The organism is Thiogranum longum, from assembly GCF_004339085.1.
Taxonomy (GTDB): domain Bacteria; phylum Pseudomonadota; class Gammaproteobacteria; order DSM-19610; family DSM-19610; genus Thiogranum; species Thiogranum longum.
In genome coordinates this window covers 1,325,857-1,346,594 of record NZ_SMFX01000001.1, presented here as the reverse complement: position 1 = coordinate 1,346,594, position 20,738 = coordinate 1,325,857, and the positions used below count along the sequence as shown (strand labels likewise).

Here is a 20,738-nt window from a genome sequence, read left to right as displayed (position 1 = left end):
CATTATCGCTATCTGGTCAATCACTGGCCCAACTGGCTTGCGGTGTCTTCATCTGGCGCATCCAGCAGGAGGGCGCGTTCCGTTATAGTGTACAGATCACCGGGCGAAACCACCATTTGTCCAACGTCCCGCGCCCAGGGCGCCAGTGAGAATTCACTGCGCGCCCGGGTATCGCGGGTCAACAGAGGGTCAAGCGGGATCGACATAAAGATGCCCTTGTCGAAATAGGGTGAACCCGGACTACCCGGGTTTGTGATGTCGTTGCCATCGGTACGCGTGTACCAGGCGCCAAAGGTAACCCCCGAGCGGAAACGCCGCTTCAGCTCAAAGCGTACACCCTTGTCTTTGGCCAGGAAGCGGCCCGCACGGGCCGTAGCCGTCACGCCCCACACCGGGAAGCGGTAATGCAGCGCCCCCAGTGCAGTGACCGTACTGTAGTCACGAAAAGCAAAGCCCCCGTCCGGGTCACGCTGGCGCAGCCAGTCAACCGACAGGTCTGCCGCCCAGTTACCCCGCTGCGGCAGGTACAACACCTGCCCGCCGGCACCGGCGAACATCATTTCATAGATACCTGCACTCAGGCGGGCGTACACCTGCCTTCGTGGCTGGAAGTACTGGTTCACCAGCAGGCGGGTCAGCTTGAGACGACTACTTTGCAGGTAGCGCGCGATATCAGAACGCACATGCGGCAGCGTACTGTTGTTGGAACCGCGTGAAGATTCGCTGACATCTTCATACCAGATGAGCTCTGCGCCCGTTTCAAGGAAAAGACCGTGCCTGAGCTGCTGGGTATAGTTGGCACTTGCAAACAGGTTGAAACGCGCCACACCGTTACGGTCGTTAAAAATAACACCTGCATTGAAGGGCACGAACTGAAAACCACTCAGGTCCCGGCTTTCAAAACGGTAGCTGAGTACATGACCTTCGTCAGAGCGTTGCACATCGTCATTCAGGTCAAGGTCATCGATAACCGCTGCAGGAATGTCGATTTCATTTGCTGTCAATCGAGTATTGAATGAAGGATCTGTATAAGTTATCTCCAGGTAGCGATCCAGTTGGTCACGTGACAAGAGCCCCTGGAAATAGCGCCGCAGTTTGCTTGTATCACTGAACCGGTAGGTCAACAACGGCATATCGTTTCTGGTATAGGTGATTTCCAGCGCCTGTGTCTCGATCGGACCCAGTGACAACATCACACGCGCAGCACGGCCGACAGCCCTGCCGATACGGGATATACGTGTATTGGTCAAACTCGCAACCAGCGTATGGCCATCAAATCCAAGACGGATATTTTTATATTCCTGGCGATAAAGCTCCCGCGCCAGCCTGGCGGCGGCATCAGTGTCGGCGTGCCACTGATCAATGGTTACATCGGGTTGGCTGACGGGATAGGGTGCCGGCTCCTGAAACCTTGGTACAAACCTCGGCTTCATGAGCGGCACTGTCACATAGACATTGCCACCGACATCATCTCCATCTGTGGCAAGCTGTACGCCGTACCAATCCTTCCTGTATTCCACACCATACGTCCAACCGCCGTCACGTCGGTCAACCCCTGATTCCGATGCACGAAGATCGTTCCGATAATCATTGGCGTCATATTCGACGACGACAGAAAGGTTTTTGTTCCAGTCGAACCGGTGGCGGACGCCGCCAAATACGCCATCGATACGGTCGTCACCATAGCCCAGCGTATAATCGGAATTACCCACACGTTTGGACGCCACCGCATACCGGGCCCGGAATACACCGGTGCCGGTAAAGTCCTGACTGCCCAGCGCGAAATCAGGCAACCACTTGTTCTCTTTCCAGAGCAGTAACTTGGTATCGAAAGCCCTGTCCTTGTAGTCACCAAACCCCTGTCCCAGGCTGGTCGACAACCCTCTGATGACGGTGTAGCGAGCGGACAGCTCAAGCCGCGGCAGCAAGGATATACTGCTCCAGATCGGCAGATAGGGTCGAAAGTAGCTGGTTCCCAGGCGAAACGTGCCCTCCTCTTCGAAACGCGCGTCCGGCATGTTAATCAAACCTGTCTGGCCAGTCGTGCTGGGCTCGGCAGAAACCGGGCAAGCGAAAACGGCAATAACCGCCAGCATCAGGTACAGCGGAACATTCAGCCAGTTACGGGACATTGGATGTGTTTTTTGTGTGTGTAACAAACAAGAACACGCCCATACGGGCGCGTTCAGCGTAAAACGGGAGCCTTGTGGTATCAGGCGCGTTTGAACAGAGGCTCTATATCGCAGCCGTCTCCACCGCATCGCTTCCTGAGGTAATCGCGGAACTCCTCGCTCAAATCCGGGTGCTTCAAGGCATATTCTACCGTCGCCTGCAAATAACCCTGCTTGCTGCCGCAATCAAAGCGCTCGCCCTCGAACTCGTAGGCCAGCACCTGTTCTTCCTTGAGCAATTGAGCAATGGCATCGGTCAACTGGATTTCACCACCCGCACCCTTCGGTATAGTCTCCAGAAGATTAAAGATTCGTGGAGTCAGGATGTAACGGCCAACCACAGCAAGATTGGTCGGGGCATCTTCCGGACTGGGTTTCTCGATAATGCTGCTGACACGGCCAAGTCCTTTAGTGACCTCGTCAGACTGGACGATACCGTATTTCTCGGTTTCTTCTTTCGGCACCTGCTCAACACCCAGCACACTGCAACGGTTGTATTCAAAGGTTTTCGCCATCTGAGCCATGCAGGGGTTATCACCACCATCGATCAGATCATCCGCCAGAATGACGGCAAACGGCTCGTTACCGACCACAGATCTTGCGCATAACACGGCATGGCCAAGCCCCAGTGCCTCAGGCTGACGTACATAAATACAGGAAATGCCTTTAGGCACAACATTGCGCACCATTTCGAGCAGCTTTGTTTTACCCTTGCGTTCCAGTTCGGTTTCCATCTCGAAATTCTTGTCAAAATGGTCTTCAATGGCCCGCTTGCTGCTACTGGTCACAAAGATCAGTTCCTCGATCCCCGCCGCAATGGCCTCTTCGGCCGCGTACTGGATCAACGGCTTGTCGACGATGGTCAACATTTCCTTGGGATTGGCCTTGGTGGCGGGAAGGAAGCGGGTCCCCAGACCCGCCACGGGGAAGACGGCTTTTCTTATCTTGTTGTTGCTCATAATCGTTTACCTTGCATATTATTAGTGCAATATCGGCGATTCAGGCCCTGGTGAGGAAGCATCCCCTTTGGCCAGATCAACAGGCTGGGACTCCCCGGCATCGTAACCGCTCCACTCTGGCACCAATTCGGCCAGTAGACTTCTTAATGTATCTTCATTGCAATCATTACAGGCGATTGCCATTCCATCCAATATCCCGCTTAAACACTGCCAGTCAAATTCACGGTAGCGCGCCAGAAGAATCTTGTCATGCGGCGTGCTTTGCAACGCCTCTTTTTCATGAAACAGTTCTTCGTATAATTTTTCACCTGGACGCAGACCTGTATAGATTATGTCGATGTCTTCACCCGGAACTTTACCCGACAAACGAATCATTTGCTCTGCCAGGAACGTTATTTTGACAGACTCCCCCATATCCAGGACAAATATTTCTCCGCCTGCGCCCATAATACTGGCTTGAAGTATCAGTTGACATGCTTCCGGTATCGTCATGAAATATCGAGTTATTTCTCTATGAGTCACCGTAACCGGACCACCTGCCTCAATCTGTTGTTTAAACAGTGGAACTACGCTTCCGGCAGACCCCAGGACATTGCCAAATCGCACAGTGACAAAACGGGTTCGAGAACGCTGATTCAGGTTCTGACAAAAAATTTCCGCGGCCCGCTTGCTGGTACCCATGACATTGGCGGGATTGACGGCCTTGTCAGTGGAAATCATCACGAAGGCTTCACTACCGTAGAGGTCGGCCATTTCTGCCATCACCCGGGTACCCAGCACATTGTTCCTGGCGGCTTCCCTGATTTGATCTTCCAGCATAGGAACATGTTTGTACGCGGCGGCATGAAAAACGATTTCAGGCTGAAATTGCTCAAAAATCTTTTCAATGGCAGGCCGGTCAACGACATCGTTCAGGCAGCGGTTTATTTCCAGGCCGGGAAAATGTTTCTGCATTTCCATTTCAATGGAGTAGAGATTGAATTCGCTGTTATCCAGCAGAATTAACCGGGACGGTTCCAGGCGGGCGATTTGACGACAAAGTTCTGACCCAATGGAACCACCTGAACCAGACACCAGCACTATCCTGCCACGTAGTTCCGACTTGATAGCTTGCCAGTCAAGTCTGACGGGTTCGCGGCCCAGCAAGTCATCTATAGATACTTCACGCAGCTGATTGAGAATCACCTGGCCGGACATCAGGCGATCCATGGGTGGCAACGTTCTGACTGGAATCTCTGTTTTGTCACACAACCTGACCAGACGACGCATCTGCGCAGAAGTTGCTGAAGGCAATGCAAGGACAATCAGATCAATATTCAAACGTTCAGTGAAATCTGTAATTTCGTCGCATGCCCCAAGTACGCGTACACCATGAATCTCCTGGCCATGCTTTCTGATGCTGTCATCGACAAAACCTACCACATAGTAAAGTTCATCACGGCTTCGTAACAAATCACGAACAAGCATTTCACCTGCCTTTCCTGCCCCGACAATTAGTACGCGCTGGCCATCCTTCCTGTATATATGATGGTCCTTCGACCAACGCACAAGTAGGCGGGAACTGCCAAGTAGTGTCGTCAATAAAAGGCCATAAAGAGGGAAAACTGATCTTGGTACACCTTCCATCCGTGTCATCAGAAAAATGACTATTGCGGAAAACGCCATTCCAACCAGGACCGCTTTGCTTATACGTATAAGGTCAGGAATTGAAGCAAATCGCCAAACGCCTCTATACAGGCCAAAATATCTGAACGCTATACCTTGAACGAGAACCACGACAATCAAACTGGTAAAGGCTGCTGACAGGTACGTCTCAGGTATCGAACCCAGATTAAATCTGAGCCAATACGCCCCTATCCAGGCAACAGGAATCATTGCCAGATCATGGGTAATCGCCAACAGCTTATTGTCTATCTTCTTTATCATGCCCTGGTCTTGTTAAAACACACCGCTGGTACGATTATACTTTAAATCTCGATTAAATAGACCTTCACTCTGCCTGTTTCATGGAATACCGACCAGGCAGTATAAAAGCAGACGGGAATTTTCTTCTGGACAGACGGTTATCTAACTGTTCAGTGGGAAATATTCTTTCGGCGCATAACGTTAAAGAAAGTCAGAAACAGTATCTTAAGATCAAGTCTGAACGAAAACCTGGCAAGGTATTCGGCATCAAGCATGACTTTCTCGGGGATTGGCAGATCATCTCGGCCATTGATCTGTGCCCATCCGGTCAAACCTGGCACTAATTGATCAATGCCCTTGCTTGTCCGTAATGCTATTAAATCATCCTGATTGAATAACGCCGGTCTCGGTCCAACAAAACTCATGTCTCCAACAAGAATGGACCAAAGTTGTGGTAACTCATCCAGACTGGTACGACGAAGAAACTTACCTATTGTGGTTACATGGTTTTCCGGATTGCTTATCAAGTGTGTTGCAAGTACAGGAGTGCCAACCTGCATGGTACGAAACTTGGGCATCTTGAAATGCCTGTTATTCCGCCCCACGCGTTTAGACCAATAAATGACCGGGCCTGCAGAAGTGGCTTTTACAAGCACAGCAATCATCAACATTGGTAGAATGGCAAAAAATAGTGAAAATATTGCCAGAGCAAGATCAAAAACTCTTTTTCCTGGATATCGCATACGTGATTTATATCAGGGAAGAATCGATATGGTTTGATTCGAGAAACCACTTCACAGTCTCAGAAAATCCTTCATATCTGGTGAATGGAGGAGTCCAGTCTAGTTGCTCACAGATCTTCCTGTTGTCAACAGCCAAATCACCTATCAGGCTCTCGAATTCGGATGACTTGCCAGAAATTTTCCCCGATAAGCGCAGAATTGCTGGCGGCAGCCTCCACAAGCGTGGCGCTCGCCCCATCAATTCAGCAAGCTCGCGTATCATCTGAGGTGTGGAAACATTATCAGAATCACTTACCAGATATGTTTGGCCTGCGGCTTTGGGGTGAAACATACAGGCTATAATAGCGTCCACAAGATTGTCTATATAAATCATGCTCCTGATATTGTTAATTGAGGAAAATGGGAGTGGAATACCTTTCGCGACAAAGCGCAGCAACCGAAGAAAGTTACCGGGATTGCCCGGACCGTAAACCAGTGGCGGTCGTAGAATTACCGTTTCAAGACCCGTCTCGCTTGTGACACGGTGTAGTGCCTGCTCAGCCTCGTACTTGGAAACTGCATAGGGGCTATGCGGTGCAAAATGAGATTGCTCTGTCAGTGGGCTTTCGCCTGATCTACTACCTAAAACACCTATGGAACTGAGATATAAAAACCTTTTGACACCATTATCTGCGGCTGCGCGTGCAATAGACTCTGTTGCGCCAACATTAACAGTACGAAATTCCTCCAGCGGATCATTAGATGTTTCATCCATTATATGTGCACGCCCTATTAGATGGACAACAATATCCACATCGTTGAGCACACTACCCCAGTCTGTGACTGAATTTATGTCATGAATATATACCAGTTCACCTGACAAGTGACTATTGGCGCAATCATCACGTACTGCGTTACGCACTTTATAGTTGCGTTTACACAATTCATCAGACAACGCACTACCAATAAAACCATTCGAGCCGGTAACGAGAATTCGCTGATTGTTCATGTAATGAGAGGAGAGGTGAATTTGCCAGTCACAGGAGTAGAGGGACAAGCGATCCCAGCGCACAGTGACAATCCCGGATACTCAGGCATCACAGAGAATCTCCCGATATAGCTCCATTGTTTGGGATGCCACCAGTTTGTCAGAAAATTCATCTTCCACGATTTTTCGACTGTTATCTCCCATTCTTTTGCGTAATTCAGGATCATTTACGAGTCGCTCAATTGCATCTGCAAGTGCAACCGGGTCTCTTTCCGGAATCAGTACTCCATTAAAGTCATGCCTGACAATTTCCCTGCAACCAGGAGAATCTGTTGCGATCAAAGGTCGCCCGGATGCGCCGGCCTCTAACAGGGTTTTAGGCACACCCTCTCCATAGAATGATGGCAATACACCAATATTGGAATTAGCCCATATACCAGGCATATCCTCAGAATGGCCCGACCATACGAGATAACCATCTGCCTGCCATTGCTCCAGCTGTTTCTGGTTCACAGAAGATGGATTTTGGCTGTCGGGTTCTCCTACAAGTTGGAGCCGTACGTTGACATTCCTGTTGTTTAATAGTTTTCCCGCCTCGGCAAATACTCCCACACCTTTATCCCATAACAACCGGCCAGCCATAACAGCAGTCATATTGTTACGAGGTTCTAATGTCTGACTGAACCTTTCAAGGTCCACGCCTGAGCTTCGTATGAGGACTGCCTGTGAAGAACTTACCACACCCAGATTCAACATAAGATTTAGATCATCGGGATTCTGGAAAATGACGCGTATCTTGCATCCGCGATGGAGAAGTCTCAGGACCATATTCAGAAAAGGACGGATCGATCTGGCTTTCCAATGCTCCGATGAGTAAATGTAACCAAGCCCGGCAAATGCATTTACGATACCAGGCACTTTTAATATACGAGCAGCTATACTCCCATAGAGGATATTCTTAATTCCAATATGATGAACAAGATCAGGTTTTATACGTTTATAGATCGAGGAAAGCTCAACTATCGCTCTGATTTCATCGAATGGGTTGACACCTCCTCTTGTTACCGAGACAGGGATTACTTCCACCCCATGCTTTTCGATATCTTCCTTGTACTGTGTAATTCGGGTAACAACAGAGACACTGAAACCATGATCTATAGCCGCTCTTATTAATGGCATGCGATGAGTTAGCACCCACTTGTCTTCCGTTACAACAAGCAATAGTTTTTTCATGTCAGAATGATGCGCGCGAAATGAAATGCGGGAGTTTTACCCAAAATATATAAAATGACCAGGTGATGCATATTACGGTGAGCCTCTACAGGGCAGACCAGACCGAAGACTTGATCACTTTCATAGTTTCGTCTAACGAAGACGTCACATCTATAGTTTTGATTACGTTAGCTTCATATTCCAGACCCTGATTATCAACATGTCTTGCCAATAATTCATCGTCTGACTCCTTGAATTTTTTAATCCTTTTCTGATTCCTGAGCAATGCTGTTTCTACAGGAACTTCGAGTACAAGCAATAGATCTGCCTGGGGCATTGATGAGTATAGCCACCCCTCCAGTCTCTCAAAGAACCGGTATATATATCCGGTCTCCACCGTACTTTTTAGCTGTGGACTATCCATCCCGCCTGTTGTCAATGAGGGATAACGATCCAGAATAACGACGTATCCTTTGTCTCTAAGCATGGCTGAACGACGAAGAACCGAATATCTTTCAAAGGCCAGTGAACAATATCGAATTGCAGCTATAACTCCATCCTTCTTACTGACAGGGCTGGTAAAGTGCTTTTTCCTTTTCCATGACCTGTACATTCCAATCATAATACGTAAAGGCAATGTAATCAGTTTTGCTTTTGGGCGACCGAAGTGGTCCAGCCTTACATCGAACTGCTTACCAAACCAATGCTCTAGCTCGCTGCATGTGGTTGTTTTTCCTGTTCCATCAAACCCGGTAATGGCAATCACTGCCCCGCCCCTGACCAACCTCTTTTTTTGATGTAGTAAATATTTATTGATGACTCTATAGAGAATCTGCGAGTAACGGGAGGACATATCCCTGAACACTCCTCTCCTTCGCCAGGCAAACAATCTCCACCTCAGACTGATCCCCAGCAGAACACTCCTGATATTTGGTCCTTTTTCGTTAAAGGCCATACGTAATGATTCAATCGTTTGAACGCTGAATGGAGCACGCATGTTACTAACAAGAGCATCCCAGGCCACTTCATCCAGCTCATCAATTATCCGTTTATATTCACGCTTGAACTCAGACTGGCGTGAATACAGCAGGATAAAACCTATGACACATGATATTTTCAGATAATACCTGACCAGGTATATAAACAACTGCCACTCCCATGAAGGAACCGGACAGCCGGATATTCTTTGATTGCTGCTTTCGAGCAACTGTTTTTCAAATGGGAAATGGAAGTTTTTCGTGTGGCTCTCACCCGTATACAGTTTTAAGTAGACATGTATATGGAGAATTACCCCGGTATGTTCATCAAGCCCATAGTAATGGTAAACGAAAGGAACCTTCATATATCGATTTTCGGCTTCATGAAAACCAAACGCCAGCAATACCTGAAAGAACGACTGCGCATCATCCCGTGCGACCAGGATGTCCAGATCATCTTCACCCCGAAGTCCTTCTTCTACTGTTTGGTTGTTCTTCCAATGACAGTATCTAATGTTATTTCTATCGAGCTCTTTAAACAGATGCAAACCATGTTCTGAAATACCCGACATACGACTTACCCGACAGCTTCCTGTGCAATATAACTTGCAGTATTATCGTTGATTTTTATCACTCGAACGTCCTTGAATGCACATATTGCTTCACGTTTAATAGCCGTTATAACTTCCTTGTTAATCAGATTAAACTTTTTAGCCCATTCGACTGACCTGTTGTATGTCCTGGCGTGCCCTCTATCAAGCAATCTTTCGAATACATCAACACCTTCATCGTCCAGCACTATAAGCCTGCTATCCGCAGTAAACTTTTTGGCATATTTATAATATTCACTTATGCACGTAATATCAGCGTTCTCATGATAGTCCTGAAGGTTGAAGGGTACATGTCCCAGGCCTTCGTCAATAAAAACACGCAAATTGCCAAGATTTTCCTTGCAATACTGTATTCTGCCTAACTTCCTTACAATATTTCCAAAAACTCTGAGCTTGAACCATATTGACATTTTCCTGTTAAAAAGGACACGTCCCGTATATTTCATGAGAGCAAGACCCATCCAGCCACTACGAAAACCATAAAACACAAGCAAGGCGTCACAAACAAACCTGGTTAATAATTCTGATGAATACAGGCTATCAGACCAGGGCAGAATCATAGCGTCATTATAAATACAGCAGTTCTCACCACACAGTCCTGAAAGTTCATTCACCAAGGTTGTTTTACCAACACCGGGTATGCCCGTAATTTCTATGATTTCACCCATCAACTAGAAACATTCCGATATACTTTTGCGTAGGCACTCGAACTCTTTTCTAACTCATACAAATCGAATGCCCTTTGCTTTGCTTGCCTGGCCCTTTCAAGGATGATCTTATAGTTATTAGTCATGTACCTGATTTTATCAGCCAGACTATCTGCATTACCAGACTCAAAAAACAATCCATTCTCTTTTCCGAGAACTTCAACAAGCACATCAAGATTTGAAGCAATGACTGGCACACCAGAAAACATTGCCTCAACCATAGCATTACAAAACCCCTCCCAACGCGAGGAAACAATCAGACAATCTGCACCTGCCAGCCTAGCGTAAACATCATCCCGTCCCAACAGTCCGAGGAACCTTACGTTGTAATCAATTTTGTAAACCCGAACAAGATCCATGAGGCTGTTCTTAAGTATTCCGTCACCAATAATATCCACGAATACATCAAGCCCTCCCTCCTTCAACAAACTGATTGATTTCAGGAGAACATCGTGGCCCTTAGCGCTGACCAAGCGACCAATAATTAACATTCTCACGGGTTGCGACCCTGTTATACCATCAGAACACTCCGTTCTGGACATTATCCTTGAAGCGTCAACACCATTGTAAATTACAGTGACATTTTTATGCCAGTATTGTGACGGCACTGCATTCTTTATTGACTGTTTTGTACTGGCAGAATTACAAACAACATAATCCGCCATACGCATATTCAGCCAGATAAATGCTTTATGAAGCCAATAAAGATGTCGATAATCAGTATGAATAGTTACAATCAATTTGCTCCTGAGAAACACCTTGCCGACAATCGATGCCACAAAACCTGATAATGCATGATGTACATGAATAATGTCTGGACGGTATTCAAGCGTTGATTTAGCGATAACGAAAAGTCCAGATAATTTATTTCCCGGTTTGTTTGCTGCTTGTGCTTCTGTCGTTGTAATCGTTTGTTCACCCAATGCACTGCTCATTATAACGCCGTTAAAAGTGCAAACGGCTTTATCAATCTCCAAATCGGAAACCATCATAAAGTTTTCAAACGGTATATTTGTCTCGGATACTCCGTTAAATACAGCCAGAATCTTCATCCTGAGTTACCAGCCGTGTAGATTAATCTTTTCTGATTCGCAGAATTCATTCTAAATACATGGAATATCGCAATAAGAACCCACAGGAATGGGTGGTAGAAAGTAGAAACTATTGTTAGATGTAACACTGATGCTATAAATCCGACCAATATGTAGTATTTCGCCTCAATATCAGAAATCATGATGAGAAAACCGTTGGATACCAGGAAGAGAATAAATGCGATTGCGGAATATACACCACCTTCCAGTGCGACAAAAAGGTACCAGTTAAGTGAACTGGATGAACCTGCTGACGAAGTGCTGCCGGGACCAACAGGCATTCCATTTGTATTAATAATGGTTTCAACAGATCGAGACCACTGATGCTTCCTTATACTGGCTGAAGGATTTTTGTCGCTTAAAGATGCTTTCGATGTTATTGCCTGCGCGGCAAGAAACGCATAGTCCTTCACCACACTTATCTGTGACAACGACAGCAGCGCTATAATCGCAAGAAGGAATACTAATGTATTTTTACTGACACCCGCTTTAAATGCGTATCGCTTGTCTTTAAACCGAGAAACATTCGATGCATTACGTATATCCCTGATCTGGGATATTATAAAATGCGCTATAAATGCAATGGATATTGCCAGTAGCATAAATACATAACCGCCAACAGAGAATGTTGCTATCCACGCCAGGAATATTGCGCCCCTTACAAATATGACTACACTTCTTTTATATGGGCAGATACGGGCTATATGCCACCACGCCAAGGGGCCCAGTGTATTTATATACATAACAAGTATTGTTGGCTCGGTCGCCATACCGTAGGCGCGAGGTATCATTCCATGCAAAAAGGTAGCCGTCGTTTCCCGATGTCTGGGAATATAACTCTGAATATCTACACCACTAATACTCTCAATTGATACTTCCAGAACTGCATATAGAGATACCAGTAGTATTCCGGCCAGATTTGCATTAAGAATCTGCTCTCTGGTAACCAGGCTCGACATGAGTATTTTAAGGCCCCAGTAACCGATTATAAATGTATACCCATACGCGGCAATATAGTTCAGTGTCTTGTCGTTCCAATTGGTAATTGCAGCACCGAAGTAGAGAAGTAACGCGAATACCAGCATCAAATCTGAAGCAGGGAATAATAATTTCTTACCGGAGAGAAAAATCGGCATATATGGGAGAAACAATATTGACGCCATCGTCAGCAGAACCACATGCAAGGGGAACCATGAGCTTACAGAAAAGGCATCGGTCCATCCAAGGAATACGAGATAAAGCTGTATCAGGATTACACCTGAGCGCCTGAATAACTTCTCTGCCAGATCCGCATTAAACGGCACGCTCGCCCCTCAAAACATCTTTAACAAGCCCTAAAGAATTAAGAGCATAATATTTGACCCAGCCCCAGAAATAGGTAAACTTTCGTCGAAATATTGAATACTCGTACAACCCGTTGTCCTGCAGCACCAGATCTCTTTCAGGGGCTATCTTTCCCGATGCGGTAATACTCGAAGCATGTCTTCGGAAAACAGCAAGTGTCACAGGTATAAACTGAAGCCTGTAATTTTTCAGTACCCTTAGAATGAAATCATAATCTGCCGCATAGCGGTATTTTTCCTGATAACCATTCAGCTCATTAATCACACTTCGCTTTACAAACAAAGTGATATGCGGAACAAAAGTACCCTTCATCGACATGAGGTAGCTTTCAAAGCTGACATCAAAAACTCGCCTGGTACGCAACTTCTTCCCATAATCAACCAGCATATTGCCGTATACACCAACAGCATCTCCTTTTCTTAACAGATCTACAGCTGTCTCTACTGCTTCATTGCTGTAATAACGGTCATCGGAATTCAGAACAGCGATGATATCGCCATTCGAACGTTGTATGCCTTTGTTTATAGCGTGATACATACTCCCGTCAGGCTCACTGCACCAGTATGCAATGTGTTTCTCATATTTTTTTATGATATCGACTGTTCCATCATCAGATTTTCCATCAATAATCAGATACTCAATATTAGGGTATGATTGCGTAATAACACTTTCAATGGTCTCTTCCAAATACGACTCTGAATTCTTAGTCACGGTGATTATGGTAACCAGAGGCATATTCATATTGTAAAGCACCCGAGATATAGTACTACTGGCATTTTACTTGCATCGCCTTAACCAAAATGAACCGGGCCAACCATCTGAGTTTATATCCAGACCAACGCATGCACTTACAAGATCCTCCTTGTGGTTCTGAAAATAATAATTCGAAGCGAAAAGCACTTCAAAACTATCATTAAAAGCCAGAAACATATGCAGTAAATATTGCTCAGCCCAGAACTTTTTGGCCCCCAGAACCCACTCTCTGGGGTACTCATAAGGGTATCTGATATCATGAATATGGATAATTGTACCGACGGGAATTTTAGGCAGAAGATGTAAATACAGGTAGTGAACGTCATTACCAATATCCACAACATGCGATGAATCGATAAACAGCACATCTCCTTCACCCAGATCCTGGAATATCTTTTGATCTACATTCTCGACTTTACTTTCTATAAGCTCGACATTTGCACTTGTGCTGACTATGTCCCGAAGAACGGGTTTTGGGTAGGGTTCTATAGATACGATTTTACCGCAATTATTTTTCTTCATTGCGTGTTCTATGATAGTCGTAGAATATCCAGAACCCACTTCAATAACTTTCCGTGGCTTTAGATCACGAATCATTCCATACAGTATCGAACCATCTCCATTTGACGCATATCCACAATTTACATGAATAGGCTCATATTCATCTCTATAGGAACCTATTCTTTCAACTATTTCTCGGCTCAATTCAAGATCGATATTAACTCCATCCATAGGAAATTTTTTATCGAAGTCGAACTCTTCCAGTTTCCTGGTATCACCTATTGGCCAATAAAAGTGGTTAGGCACAAGATGAACGCCCAGGTACTCCCATAACTTCCATGTTTTAAGACAGAAATTTCGTACCAGTTTTTCCTTTAGGATACCCAGCCTCATCAGCCCGATACCAAATAATCATAAATGTTGTATGTCATAGTTTTGAACCCAGTATATTTATCTTCCTCAACACGCCGGATGTTAACGGCTCTCTCCATAGCCTCCAAAACAACAGTAAGACCCCCAGACTTGCAATGCAGAAGTACAAATATGAATCCTCCGGTGGTATCAGCAAAAGAGCAAGCCAGGTAATAATAAATATAGTGAACACGACAACGGCGTTGTTATCGCTCCGCTTCACAAGATTAAAAACACCACCCAATTTCCCGTATTTCATCTCAAATCGCCTATAAACTGAAAAACCATTATAAATCGTGGCGACAGAGACACCTATCCCGGCGCCAATAATTCCGATCAACGGCACCAACAAAACCGAAACAATCGAGTTAAGAACTGCAAGACGCGCGTGCAGAACAAGTATATATTTATAGTCTCCGGCGCCAATCAGAAGTGAATAGAGGGGCGCAACAAGAACAATCGCAATACTCGGGATCAGCATAACCAACATTAACTGGACAGATTGGTGGGAAACCCCCAGCGCACCGCTGTTTATTCCATATAAAAACAGTAAAAACACAACCATGTGAAGAATTATGGATGGCAAGAATATATAAATAATAACCTTCTTGTATTGAACCGAAGCAAGCGTTTTATCTGGTGCAAGCTGGAGAAATGCTCTGAATGCGGCAGAAAAGACCCCTCTAACCGCGATAATTATTTTTGATACAAGCTCATATGAAGTAACCTGTGAAACGCCTATGAAATGGTTAATTACAAGCTTGTTTAAGGGGTCAACAAACATCGAAAATATATTCGACAACTGAAGCCTGATTGATTCACCAATAAGTTCTGGTAACCGACCCACCATTCTTGAAACACTAGTTTTTCCGGTATCTGCAGGCCACTCACTAATAAGCAGCATAGTAGTCGACACCAGCAATTCACATACCAGGGATGCCAGGAATATCTGGAAGTACATTTTTACTGTAAGACCGCCCTCAAGTAATTGCGGCATAATCAATAGTCCCAACAACAGGATCACGGGAGAAGTCAGCTGTATTTTTGCGGCAGTGGAAAATCTTCCCACACCTTCAAACAATGCCAGAGAATACAAAACAAACAACCGGGCAACTATAAGCGTTAATGCATACTTGAAGGCTATAGACAGTTCGCCTGATGTTTTATTGCTGCTGGAACCCAGTATCACTTTCTCCATCAGTTCATTTTCTGATGTCAAAGCAATAAACAGAAAGATTAACGCTGAAAGACCAGTATAAACCAGCCCAAGTAGTATCATCTCGCGCAACGCTGAAATGTCATCGGCACAGATGAATATTATTCGTCTGACCAGGACAGTATAAAAACCATTATTAAGCATAACCCAGAGCATGGTCACTGTGCTTATCAAAACTACATACCCATAGCCTTCATCGCCAAGCAGTCGAATTGCCAATATGGTTGTGAATACAGACAGAGACATTCGGAGCACAGCTGATACCGCACCCCAGAAGCTGTTATCAAAGAAAGACACGATAAAATCAGTTCAGTTTTCGCAAAATCTTCGCTGGTATACCTGCAACAACTACATTTTCAGGTACATCTCTTGTCACAACTGCGCCCGCACCAACTATACTATTCCTTCCTATTCGCACTCCGGGCAACACAGTAACACCACTACCAATCCATACATTGCTTTCGATTGTGACATTGCTCATAACCGCGCTATCCCGATAATTATTTGAGAGAATATCATGAGTCTGGGATGTAATTGCTACATGAGATGCTATGATTACGTTATCACCTATTATCACACCACCCCCACCCCAGACATGCACAAACTCGGCAATTACCACACCACTACCGATAAAAACATTTTTTGGTGCGCGGATTACAACATAAGGACATATCTTGGACTTCTTACCGATTGAGCCAAGTCGAGCACCCCACTTTATCCATCTCAAATAAATAAATGCACGTCTCACCAAAGATATGTTCTCAAACCGCCACACAAGACGAAACAATGATATAAGGCTATTTTCCAGAATATTATTCATACGGCATCACGTTTACTTTTCAGCCTGCTTTTATCTTTTAGGATTTCAACAGCGAAATGGTCCTTTGCTGACAGCCAGGTTGGTGGGTAATATGCGAGCGACACATCACCATATACTCCACGCTTACCCAGACCCAATATTCTTGATGCAGCAAATATCCAGGGGGAATATTTATAAGTTGTGTTTTTTAACAAATCCAATATTCTGTATGTGAGCCCTTTCGACCTGTAAGAGAAACAAGCATATTCACCTACTACAGCGCCCATTTTACTACATGTCTTCTCACACCACGCCGGACTGATGAAAGAGATATGCTCCGGGTTTGCACAATACCAATACCTGCTCCCCATAAATTTCCATGAGGCTGAATCTGCATTACCGGTACTTAATACCACTAATCCATCAGGTGCCAGCATAGACAAAAGATTACTCAGAAAAGTCTTTGGATCAATAACATGCTCAATCACATCTATTGCGACGATGACATCGAACTTTTCGACAACTTCCCCAAGTCCATCGTAATCCTGCCTGACAATCCTGATGCCACGTGAACGCGCTCTCGCAACCGCGCCATCATTAACTTCTATCCCGAATAACTCATACTCTCCATCAAGCGAAAGGAGAAACCCTCCATCAAAACAACCAACATCAAGCACTTTTCCTTTTCGACAATTTTTCTGAATTATTTCAGAAACGACTTTCCAGTCCTTCCTGTTTTCTTTGGCGTCGCTCCAATTTGTATCAGAGCCTGAACGATAAAGTCTTTCCAGTTCTTCTTTTTCAGGCCGAGGATAACGAAACTTGAGACTACATTTGGAGCAATGGTAGAGAGCGCCTGTATCCAGTTTTCCGGGTTGAATATTTCCGGCAAATCGATTGCTTGCGGGCAACTTCCCAACACGCTTAATCAAACCTGATCCACATGACGGGCACGTACAGTCTGCCAAAATAATATCTCTCAAATACTCAACAAGACATTACTGCACAGGAAATTCCAGAACCCTGCTTCATGACCTGTCAGGTACCGGTTTCCGGGACAACGCGGGCCATTGTTCTTGAATTTACCGCTCGTAACTACTGCCGAGAGTGATTAAATACTTCGCTGATCATTGCCGCAAAGATCCCGAACATTAAACCTAGTACCGAAGCGAGTAAAAACACAAAACTTTTGCGTGGCTTCTCGGCCTTATATGGAACCCTGGCAGCCATATCAATAGTGATTGAAGATAATTGACCCGCATCGATCAGCGCGCCATCCAGGAAGGCTTTACGCTCCTGTAAGTTACGCAAAGCTGGAATGAATGGTTCATCTGATTTCCGTGACTCTAGTACTGATATCTCTGCCTTGAGCGCCTCTTCCCCTCTCATATACAGAGGCATCTGGCCTGTACTTACAACAATATTAGGCTGTTTTTTTCCTGGCACAACCGGGGAAACACTTGCACCTGTGGCAGCCGTCTCTTTAGCTATGCGAAGTGCTTCCCGTAACTGATTAATCCTGTCAAACCTTCTCTGTGCAGCAAGCTTTAACTTGCTATCCATCTGACGCTGAATCCCGTCAATTTCAGATCGAATTGCAGAATTTACATCATTTACCAACTGGCGAACGGTTCGCTTATCAGCAAACTCAACAAGTTGATTGAGCCATTGTGAAGCCAGCTGTGGGTCCGTGTCAGAAAGACTGACAACAGCCAACGAAGGGTCTGCTTTATCCTCCTGGACCTGGAGGTTTACGTTGAACTTCCTATCAAAAACACGATCAATATTGGCGTCCTTGTCCGAAGCATCATTTAGATAATGCATTACCAGATCATTGGCGTCGAAAAACTCTCTGCGCAAGCCCTTCGATCTGAGGTTCTTCAGGAAAGCCTGGTAGACAAGTTCCGGCGTGTACCGTTCCACACCCAAATCTGAGCTTCCGTTAATATTTACCGCAAGCGCCTGAATATCCTGCTGCTGCGGCGGCAGCAAATTCGCCTCGGCCCGATACGAAGGTTCAGCAACAAAAACATAAACCGTCGCCAGCGCAACAGCCACCAGCACACTCATCAGAACAAGATATTTGCGTGCCGCAATAATCCGCCATAGATCAACAAGGCTGATTTCACTTTCACTGTTCGTGTAGGGAACCACACAAACCGGTACAGGTTGACCACCTGATCGACTATCAACAGACCTGGATTCCGGATCCATATTCACTCGTCACTCAACCCTGTTATACACATCTTCAAACCGCACAATATCGTCTTCTCCAAGATAACTCCCCGACTGCACCTCGATAATTTCCAGCGGAATGTTCCCGGGGTTCTCCAGCCGGTGCGTAGTACCAAGCGGAATATAGGTCGATTCGTTTTCCGACAGCATGAAAACGTCATCACCACGCGTTACTTTTGCCGTCCCTGACACCACAATCCAGTGTTCTGCGCGGTGGTGGTGCATTTGCAATGAAAGCTGAGCTCCGGGTTTTACCGTCAGGCGCTTGACCTGGTAGCGTGCGCCGTTATCGATCCCCTCATAATCACCCCAGGGTCGATACACGCGACTGTGAAAGCGGTATTCCTCACGATCACTCGCCTTGAGCTGGGACACAATGGACTTGACGTCCTGGCTGTTCCTTTTGTCTGCGACGAGCACTGCATCGGCCGTTTCAACCACAATCATGTTGTCCAGGCCAACGGCAGCAATACAGCGCTGGTCGGCCATTAACAGGGAGTTTTTTGTATCGTGTGTCAGCACGTCGCCACGCGCAACGTTGCCGTCCTCATCGCGTTCGGAAACCTCCCAGATGGATGACCACGAACCTACATCCGACCAGTGCGTTTCCATCGGCACCACGGCGGCACGATCGGTTTTTTCCATCACGGCGTAGTCAATCGAATCAGAGGGTGATTCAAGAAAAGCGCTCTTGTCTGCACGCAGAAAGTCTGCGTCACTCTTGCCATGCTCCATGGCGACGCGACAGGCTGCCAGGATATCCGGCTGGTATTTTCCAATCTCTTCCAGCCAGCGGTCTGCGCGCATGACGAAGATACCGCTGTTCCAGTAGTAGTCGCCGGAATCCACGTAGCCTTGTGCTGTAGTCGCGTCGGGTTTTTCTACAAAGCGGTCCACTGTAAAGCTGCCACTGTCTTCGATTTCTTTACCGCGATTGATATACCCATAACCGGTCTCGGGCTTGTCGGCCACCACGCCGAAGGTGACAAGGTAACCTTTTTGCGCAAGCTCACCACCCCGCTCGACGGTTTCCGTAAACGAGGCCCGGTCAGGAATAACGTGGTCTGCCGGCATAACGACCATGACGGCATCGGGATCTTTGCCCGCCAGGTGCAGGGCCGCCAGTGTCAGCGCTGGCGCTGTGTTGCGACCTTCCGGCTCCAGCATAATGGCCTCCGCTTCCTTATCCAGCGCACGAACCTGTTCGGCGACCAGGAAGCGGTGTTCTTCATTGCACACAAAAAGCGGGGACTGGACGGAATCGACACCATCTAACCGGGTGGTGGTGTCCTGTAACAGGGTGTGCTTGCCAAACATTGGCAACATCGGTTTAGGGTAGAACTCGCGGGATGCGGGCCACAGGCGGCTACCTGCCCCACCGGACAATATTACCGGGTAATAGTGCATGATATCGGGTATCTCAAAAAACGACGCTATGGCCTGAAATTATTGGCCTGACAATACCCAAAAGCGCCTGACCGGTCAATGAGAAAGCCGTTCTTGCACTTGACTTATCTTGTTAAAACTCCGGTGTTAAATGGTTCCCGAAGCAACGGGATATGCCTCTGAAAGGCACCTGTATCGGCTCCCTGCCCAGGCACAACACGATCCCTGTGTCACCTGCCCGACAGAGGCATAACCGGTTACTTCGTGAAAAACGGGCAGCCCCCATGCAGCCCTGCCAGGGCTGTCAGGGGATGCCCAAAGCCCTCAGGGCTGGCTGGCCTGCTCACCAACGGACAGGTAAGCACGGTTTCGTTCGACGGTGCCCTGGCCTATCCCCTTGACCTGGACCAGGTCATTCACTTGCCTGAATGGCCCGTTGGTCTGCCGGTAACGAATAATGGCCATGGCCTTTTCCGGGCCTACGCCCGTCAGCCCATCCACCAGGGCTTCGGAATCTGCGGTGTTGATATTGATGGTGGGGTTGGCGAATGCCAGTACCGGCGCCAGTAACAGTGACGCCATCAGTGTTTTAAGGTTCATGTTGTATCCTCCATGCAGTTTGTCAGCGGACACACCCTGTGTCCGGGTGCAGTATCAAAGCACTGCGCAGCCCGGATGCTACAAGAAAGCAGCAGCCGTACAAGCGGGAATTTCTGATTATGTCGTAGGATATTTCTTACAAATGATCTT

The 20,738-nt window shown here is 46.5% G+C and carries 18 protein-coding genes; all 18 read right to left on the bottom strand.

Annotation, left to right across the window (positions count from 1 at the left end; genetic code table 11):
• Positions 1–20: 20 nt before the first annotated feature.
• The 18 genes from DFR30_RS06780 to DFR30_RS06695 all read right to left on the bottom strand — a co-directional run bounded on the left by DFR30_RS06780 (position 21) and on the right by DFR30_RS06695 (position 20,588).
• Positions 21–2,132: a YjbH domain-containing protein gene (locus DFR30_RS06780; RefSeq protein ID WP_165869119.1), complete on the bottom strand. Its 2,112-nt coding sequence runs from the start codon at positions 2,130–2,132 to the stop codon at positions 21–23.
• 80 nt (positions 2,133–2,212) lie between these two features.
• Positions 2,213–3,130 carry a UTP--glucose-1-phosphate uridylyltransferase GalU gene (galU, locus tag DFR30_RS06775; protein ID WP_132971938.1) on the bottom strand — a complete coding sequence of 306 codons (918 nt, stop codon included), beginning with the start codon at positions 3,128–3,130 and terminating at the stop codon, positions 2,213–2,215.
• Positions 3,131–3,151: 21 nt separating this feature from the next.
• Positions 3,152–5,056, bottom strand: coding sequence for a polysaccharide biosynthesis protein (locus DFR30_RS06770; protein WP_132971937.1), 1,905 nt, complete (start codon positions 5,054–5,056; stop codon positions 3,152–3,154).
• 149 nt (positions 5,057–5,205) lie between these two features.
• Positions 5,206–5,778 carry a sugar transferase gene (locus DFR30_RS06765; protein WP_132971936.1) on the bottom strand — a complete coding sequence of 191 codons (573 nt, stop codon included), beginning with the start codon at positions 5,776–5,778 and terminating at the stop codon, positions 5,206–5,208.
• A gap of 7 nt (positions 5,779–5,785) precedes the next feature.
• Positions 5,786–6,829 carry an NAD-dependent epimerase/dehydratase family protein gene (locus DFR30_RS06760; RefSeq protein WP_207891832.1) on the bottom strand — a complete coding sequence of 348 codons (1,044 nt, stop codon included), beginning with the start codon at positions 6,827–6,829 and terminating at the stop codon, positions 5,786–5,788.
• An 18-nt stretch (positions 6,830–6,847) separates the two neighbouring features.
• Entirely contained in the window at positions 6,848–7,978 is a 1,131-nt protein-coding gene (locus DFR30_RS06755) for a glycosyltransferase family 4 protein (RefSeq protein WP_132971935.1), read from the bottom strand.
• Between the two features lie 85 nt (positions 7,979–8,063).
• Positions 8,064–9,506, bottom strand: a complete 1,443-nt coding sequence (locus DFR30_RS06750; RefSeq protein WP_132971934.1) for a hypothetical protein — start codon at positions 9,504–9,506, stop codon at positions 8,064–8,066.
• Positions 9,507–9,511: 5 nt separating this feature from the next.
• On the bottom strand, positions 9,512–10,213 hold the full coding sequence (locus DFR30_RS06745) for a nucleoside/nucleotide kinase family protein (protein WP_132971933.1): 702 nt from the start codon (positions 10,211–10,213) through the stop codon (positions 9,512–9,514).
• Positions 10,213–11,304: a glycosyltransferase family 4 protein gene (locus tag DFR30_RS06740; RefSeq protein WP_132971932.1), complete on the bottom strand. Its 1,092-nt coding sequence runs from the start codon at positions 11,302–11,304 to the stop codon at positions 10,213–10,215. The genes DFR30_RS06745 and DFR30_RS06740 overlap by 1 nt, the downstream gene beginning before the upstream one ends.
• Complete coding sequence (locus DFR30_RS06735; protein WP_132971931.1) at positions 11,301–12,647, bottom strand: hypothetical protein; 1,347 nt, start codon at positions 12,645–12,647, stop codon at positions 11,301–11,303. The genes DFR30_RS06740 and DFR30_RS06735 overlap by 4 nt, the downstream gene beginning before the upstream one ends.
• Positions 12,637–13,428: a glycosyltransferase family 2 protein gene (locus DFR30_RS06730; RefSeq protein WP_132971930.1), complete on the bottom strand. Its 792-nt coding sequence runs from the start codon at positions 13,426–13,428 to the stop codon at positions 12,637–12,639. Before DFR30_RS06730 ends, DFR30_RS06735 begins: the two co-directional genes overlap by 11 nt.
• Before the next feature lie 36 nt (positions 13,429–13,464).
• A complete protein-coding gene (locus DFR30_RS06725) occupies positions 13,465–14,334 on the bottom strand; it encodes a class I SAM-dependent methyltransferase (protein WP_132971929.1) in 870 nt (289 codons plus the stop codon).
• A gap of 34 nt (positions 14,335–14,368) precedes the next feature.
• Positions 14,369–15,814 carry a polysaccharide biosynthesis protein gene (locus DFR30_RS06720; protein WP_132971928.1) on the bottom strand — a complete coding sequence of 482 codons (1,446 nt, stop codon included), beginning with the start codon at positions 15,812–15,814 and terminating at the stop codon, positions 14,369–14,371.
• Positions 15,815–15,872: 58 nt separating this feature from the next.
• Positions 15,873–16,388, bottom strand: a complete 516-nt coding sequence (locus DFR30_RS06715; RefSeq protein ID WP_132971927.1) for an acyltransferase — start codon at positions 16,386–16,388, stop codon at positions 15,873–15,875.
• Positions 16,385–17,299, bottom strand: coding sequence for a class I SAM-dependent methyltransferase (locus tag DFR30_RS06710; RefSeq protein ID WP_165869118.1), 915 nt, complete (start codon positions 17,297–17,299; stop codon positions 16,385–16,387). The genes DFR30_RS06715 and DFR30_RS06710 overlap by 4 nt, the downstream gene beginning before the upstream one ends.
• 163 nt (positions 17,300–17,462) lie before the next feature.
• Positions 17,463–18,581 (bottom strand): Wzz/FepE/Etk N-terminal domain-containing protein, encoded by a 1,119-nt coding sequence (locus DFR30_RS06705; protein ID WP_243640756.1) that lies wholly within the window; start codon positions 18,579–18,581, stop codon positions 17,463–17,465.
• A gap of 9 nt (positions 18,582–18,590) precedes the next feature.
• On the bottom strand, positions 18,591–20,009 hold the full coding sequence (locus tag DFR30_RS06700) for a mannose-1-phosphate guanylyltransferase/mannose-6-phosphate isomerase (protein WP_132971924.1): 1,419 nt from the start codon (positions 20,007–20,009) through the stop codon (positions 18,591–18,593).
• Between the two features lie 303 nt (positions 20,010–20,312).
• Positions 20,313–20,588 carry a ComEA family DNA-binding protein gene (locus DFR30_RS06695; protein ID WP_132971923.1) on the bottom strand — a complete coding sequence of 92 codons (276 nt, stop codon included), beginning with the start codon at positions 20,586–20,588 and terminating at the stop codon, positions 20,313–20,315.
• Positions 20,589–20,738: the final 150 nt, after the last annotated feature.

Coding starts and splice junctions, on each gene's coding strand:
- DFR30_RS06755 (WP_132971935.1), bottom strand. CDS start 7,978: ATGAAAAAACTATTGCTTGTTGTAACGGAAGACAAGTGGGTGCTAACT.
- DFR30_RS06730 (WP_132971930.1), bottom strand. CDS start 13,428: ATGAATATGCCTCTGGTTACCATAATCACCGTGACTAAGAATTCAGAG.
- DFR30_RS06750 (WP_132971934.1), bottom strand. CDS start 9,506: ATGTCGGGTATTTCAGAACATGGTTTGCATCTGTTTAAAGAGCTCGAT.
- DFR30_RS06770 (WP_132971937.1), bottom strand. CDS start 5,056: ATGATAAAGAAGATAGACAATAAGCTGTTGGCGATTACCCATGATCTG.
- DFR30_RS06715 (WP_132971927.1), bottom strand. CDS start 16,388: ATGAATAATATTCTGGAAAATAGCCTTATATCATTGTTTCGTCTTGTG.
- DFR30_RS06700 (WP_132971924.1), bottom strand. CDS start 20,009: ATGCACTATTACCCGGTAATATTGTCCGGTGGGGCAGGTAGCCGCCTG.
- galU (WP_132971938.1), bottom strand. CDS start 3,130: ATGAGCAACAACAAGATAAGAAAAGCCGTCTTCCCCGTGGCGGGTCTG.
- DFR30_RS06765 (WP_132971936.1), bottom strand. CDS start 5,778: ATGCGATATCCAGGAAAAAGAGTTTTTGATCTTGCTCTGGCAATATTT.
- DFR30_RS06780 (WP_165869119.1), bottom strand. CDS start 2,132: ATGTCCCGTAACTGGCTGAATGTTCCGCTGTACCTGATGCTGGCGGTT.
- DFR30_RS06695 (WP_132971923.1), bottom strand. CDS start 20,588: ATGAACCTTAAAACACTGATGGCGTCACTGTTACTGGCGCCGGTACTG.
- DFR30_RS06705 (WP_243640756.1), bottom strand. CDS start 18,581: ATGGATCCGGAATCCAGGTCTGTTGATAGTCGATCAGGTGGTCAACCT.
- DFR30_RS06740 (WP_132971932.1), bottom strand. CDS start 11,304: ATGAAGATTCTGGCTGTATTTAACGGAGTATCCGAGACAAATATACCG.
- DFR30_RS06745 (WP_132971933.1), bottom strand. CDS start 10,213: ATGGGTGAAATCATAGAAATTACGGGCATACCCGGTGTTGGTAAAACA.
- DFR30_RS06720 (WP_132971928.1), bottom strand. CDS start 15,814: ATGTCTCTGTCTGTATTCACAACCATATTGGCAATTCGACTGCTTGGC.
- DFR30_RS06725 (WP_132971929.1), bottom strand. CDS start 14,334: ATGAGGCTGGGTATCCTAAAGGAAAAACTGGTACGAAATTTCTGTCTT.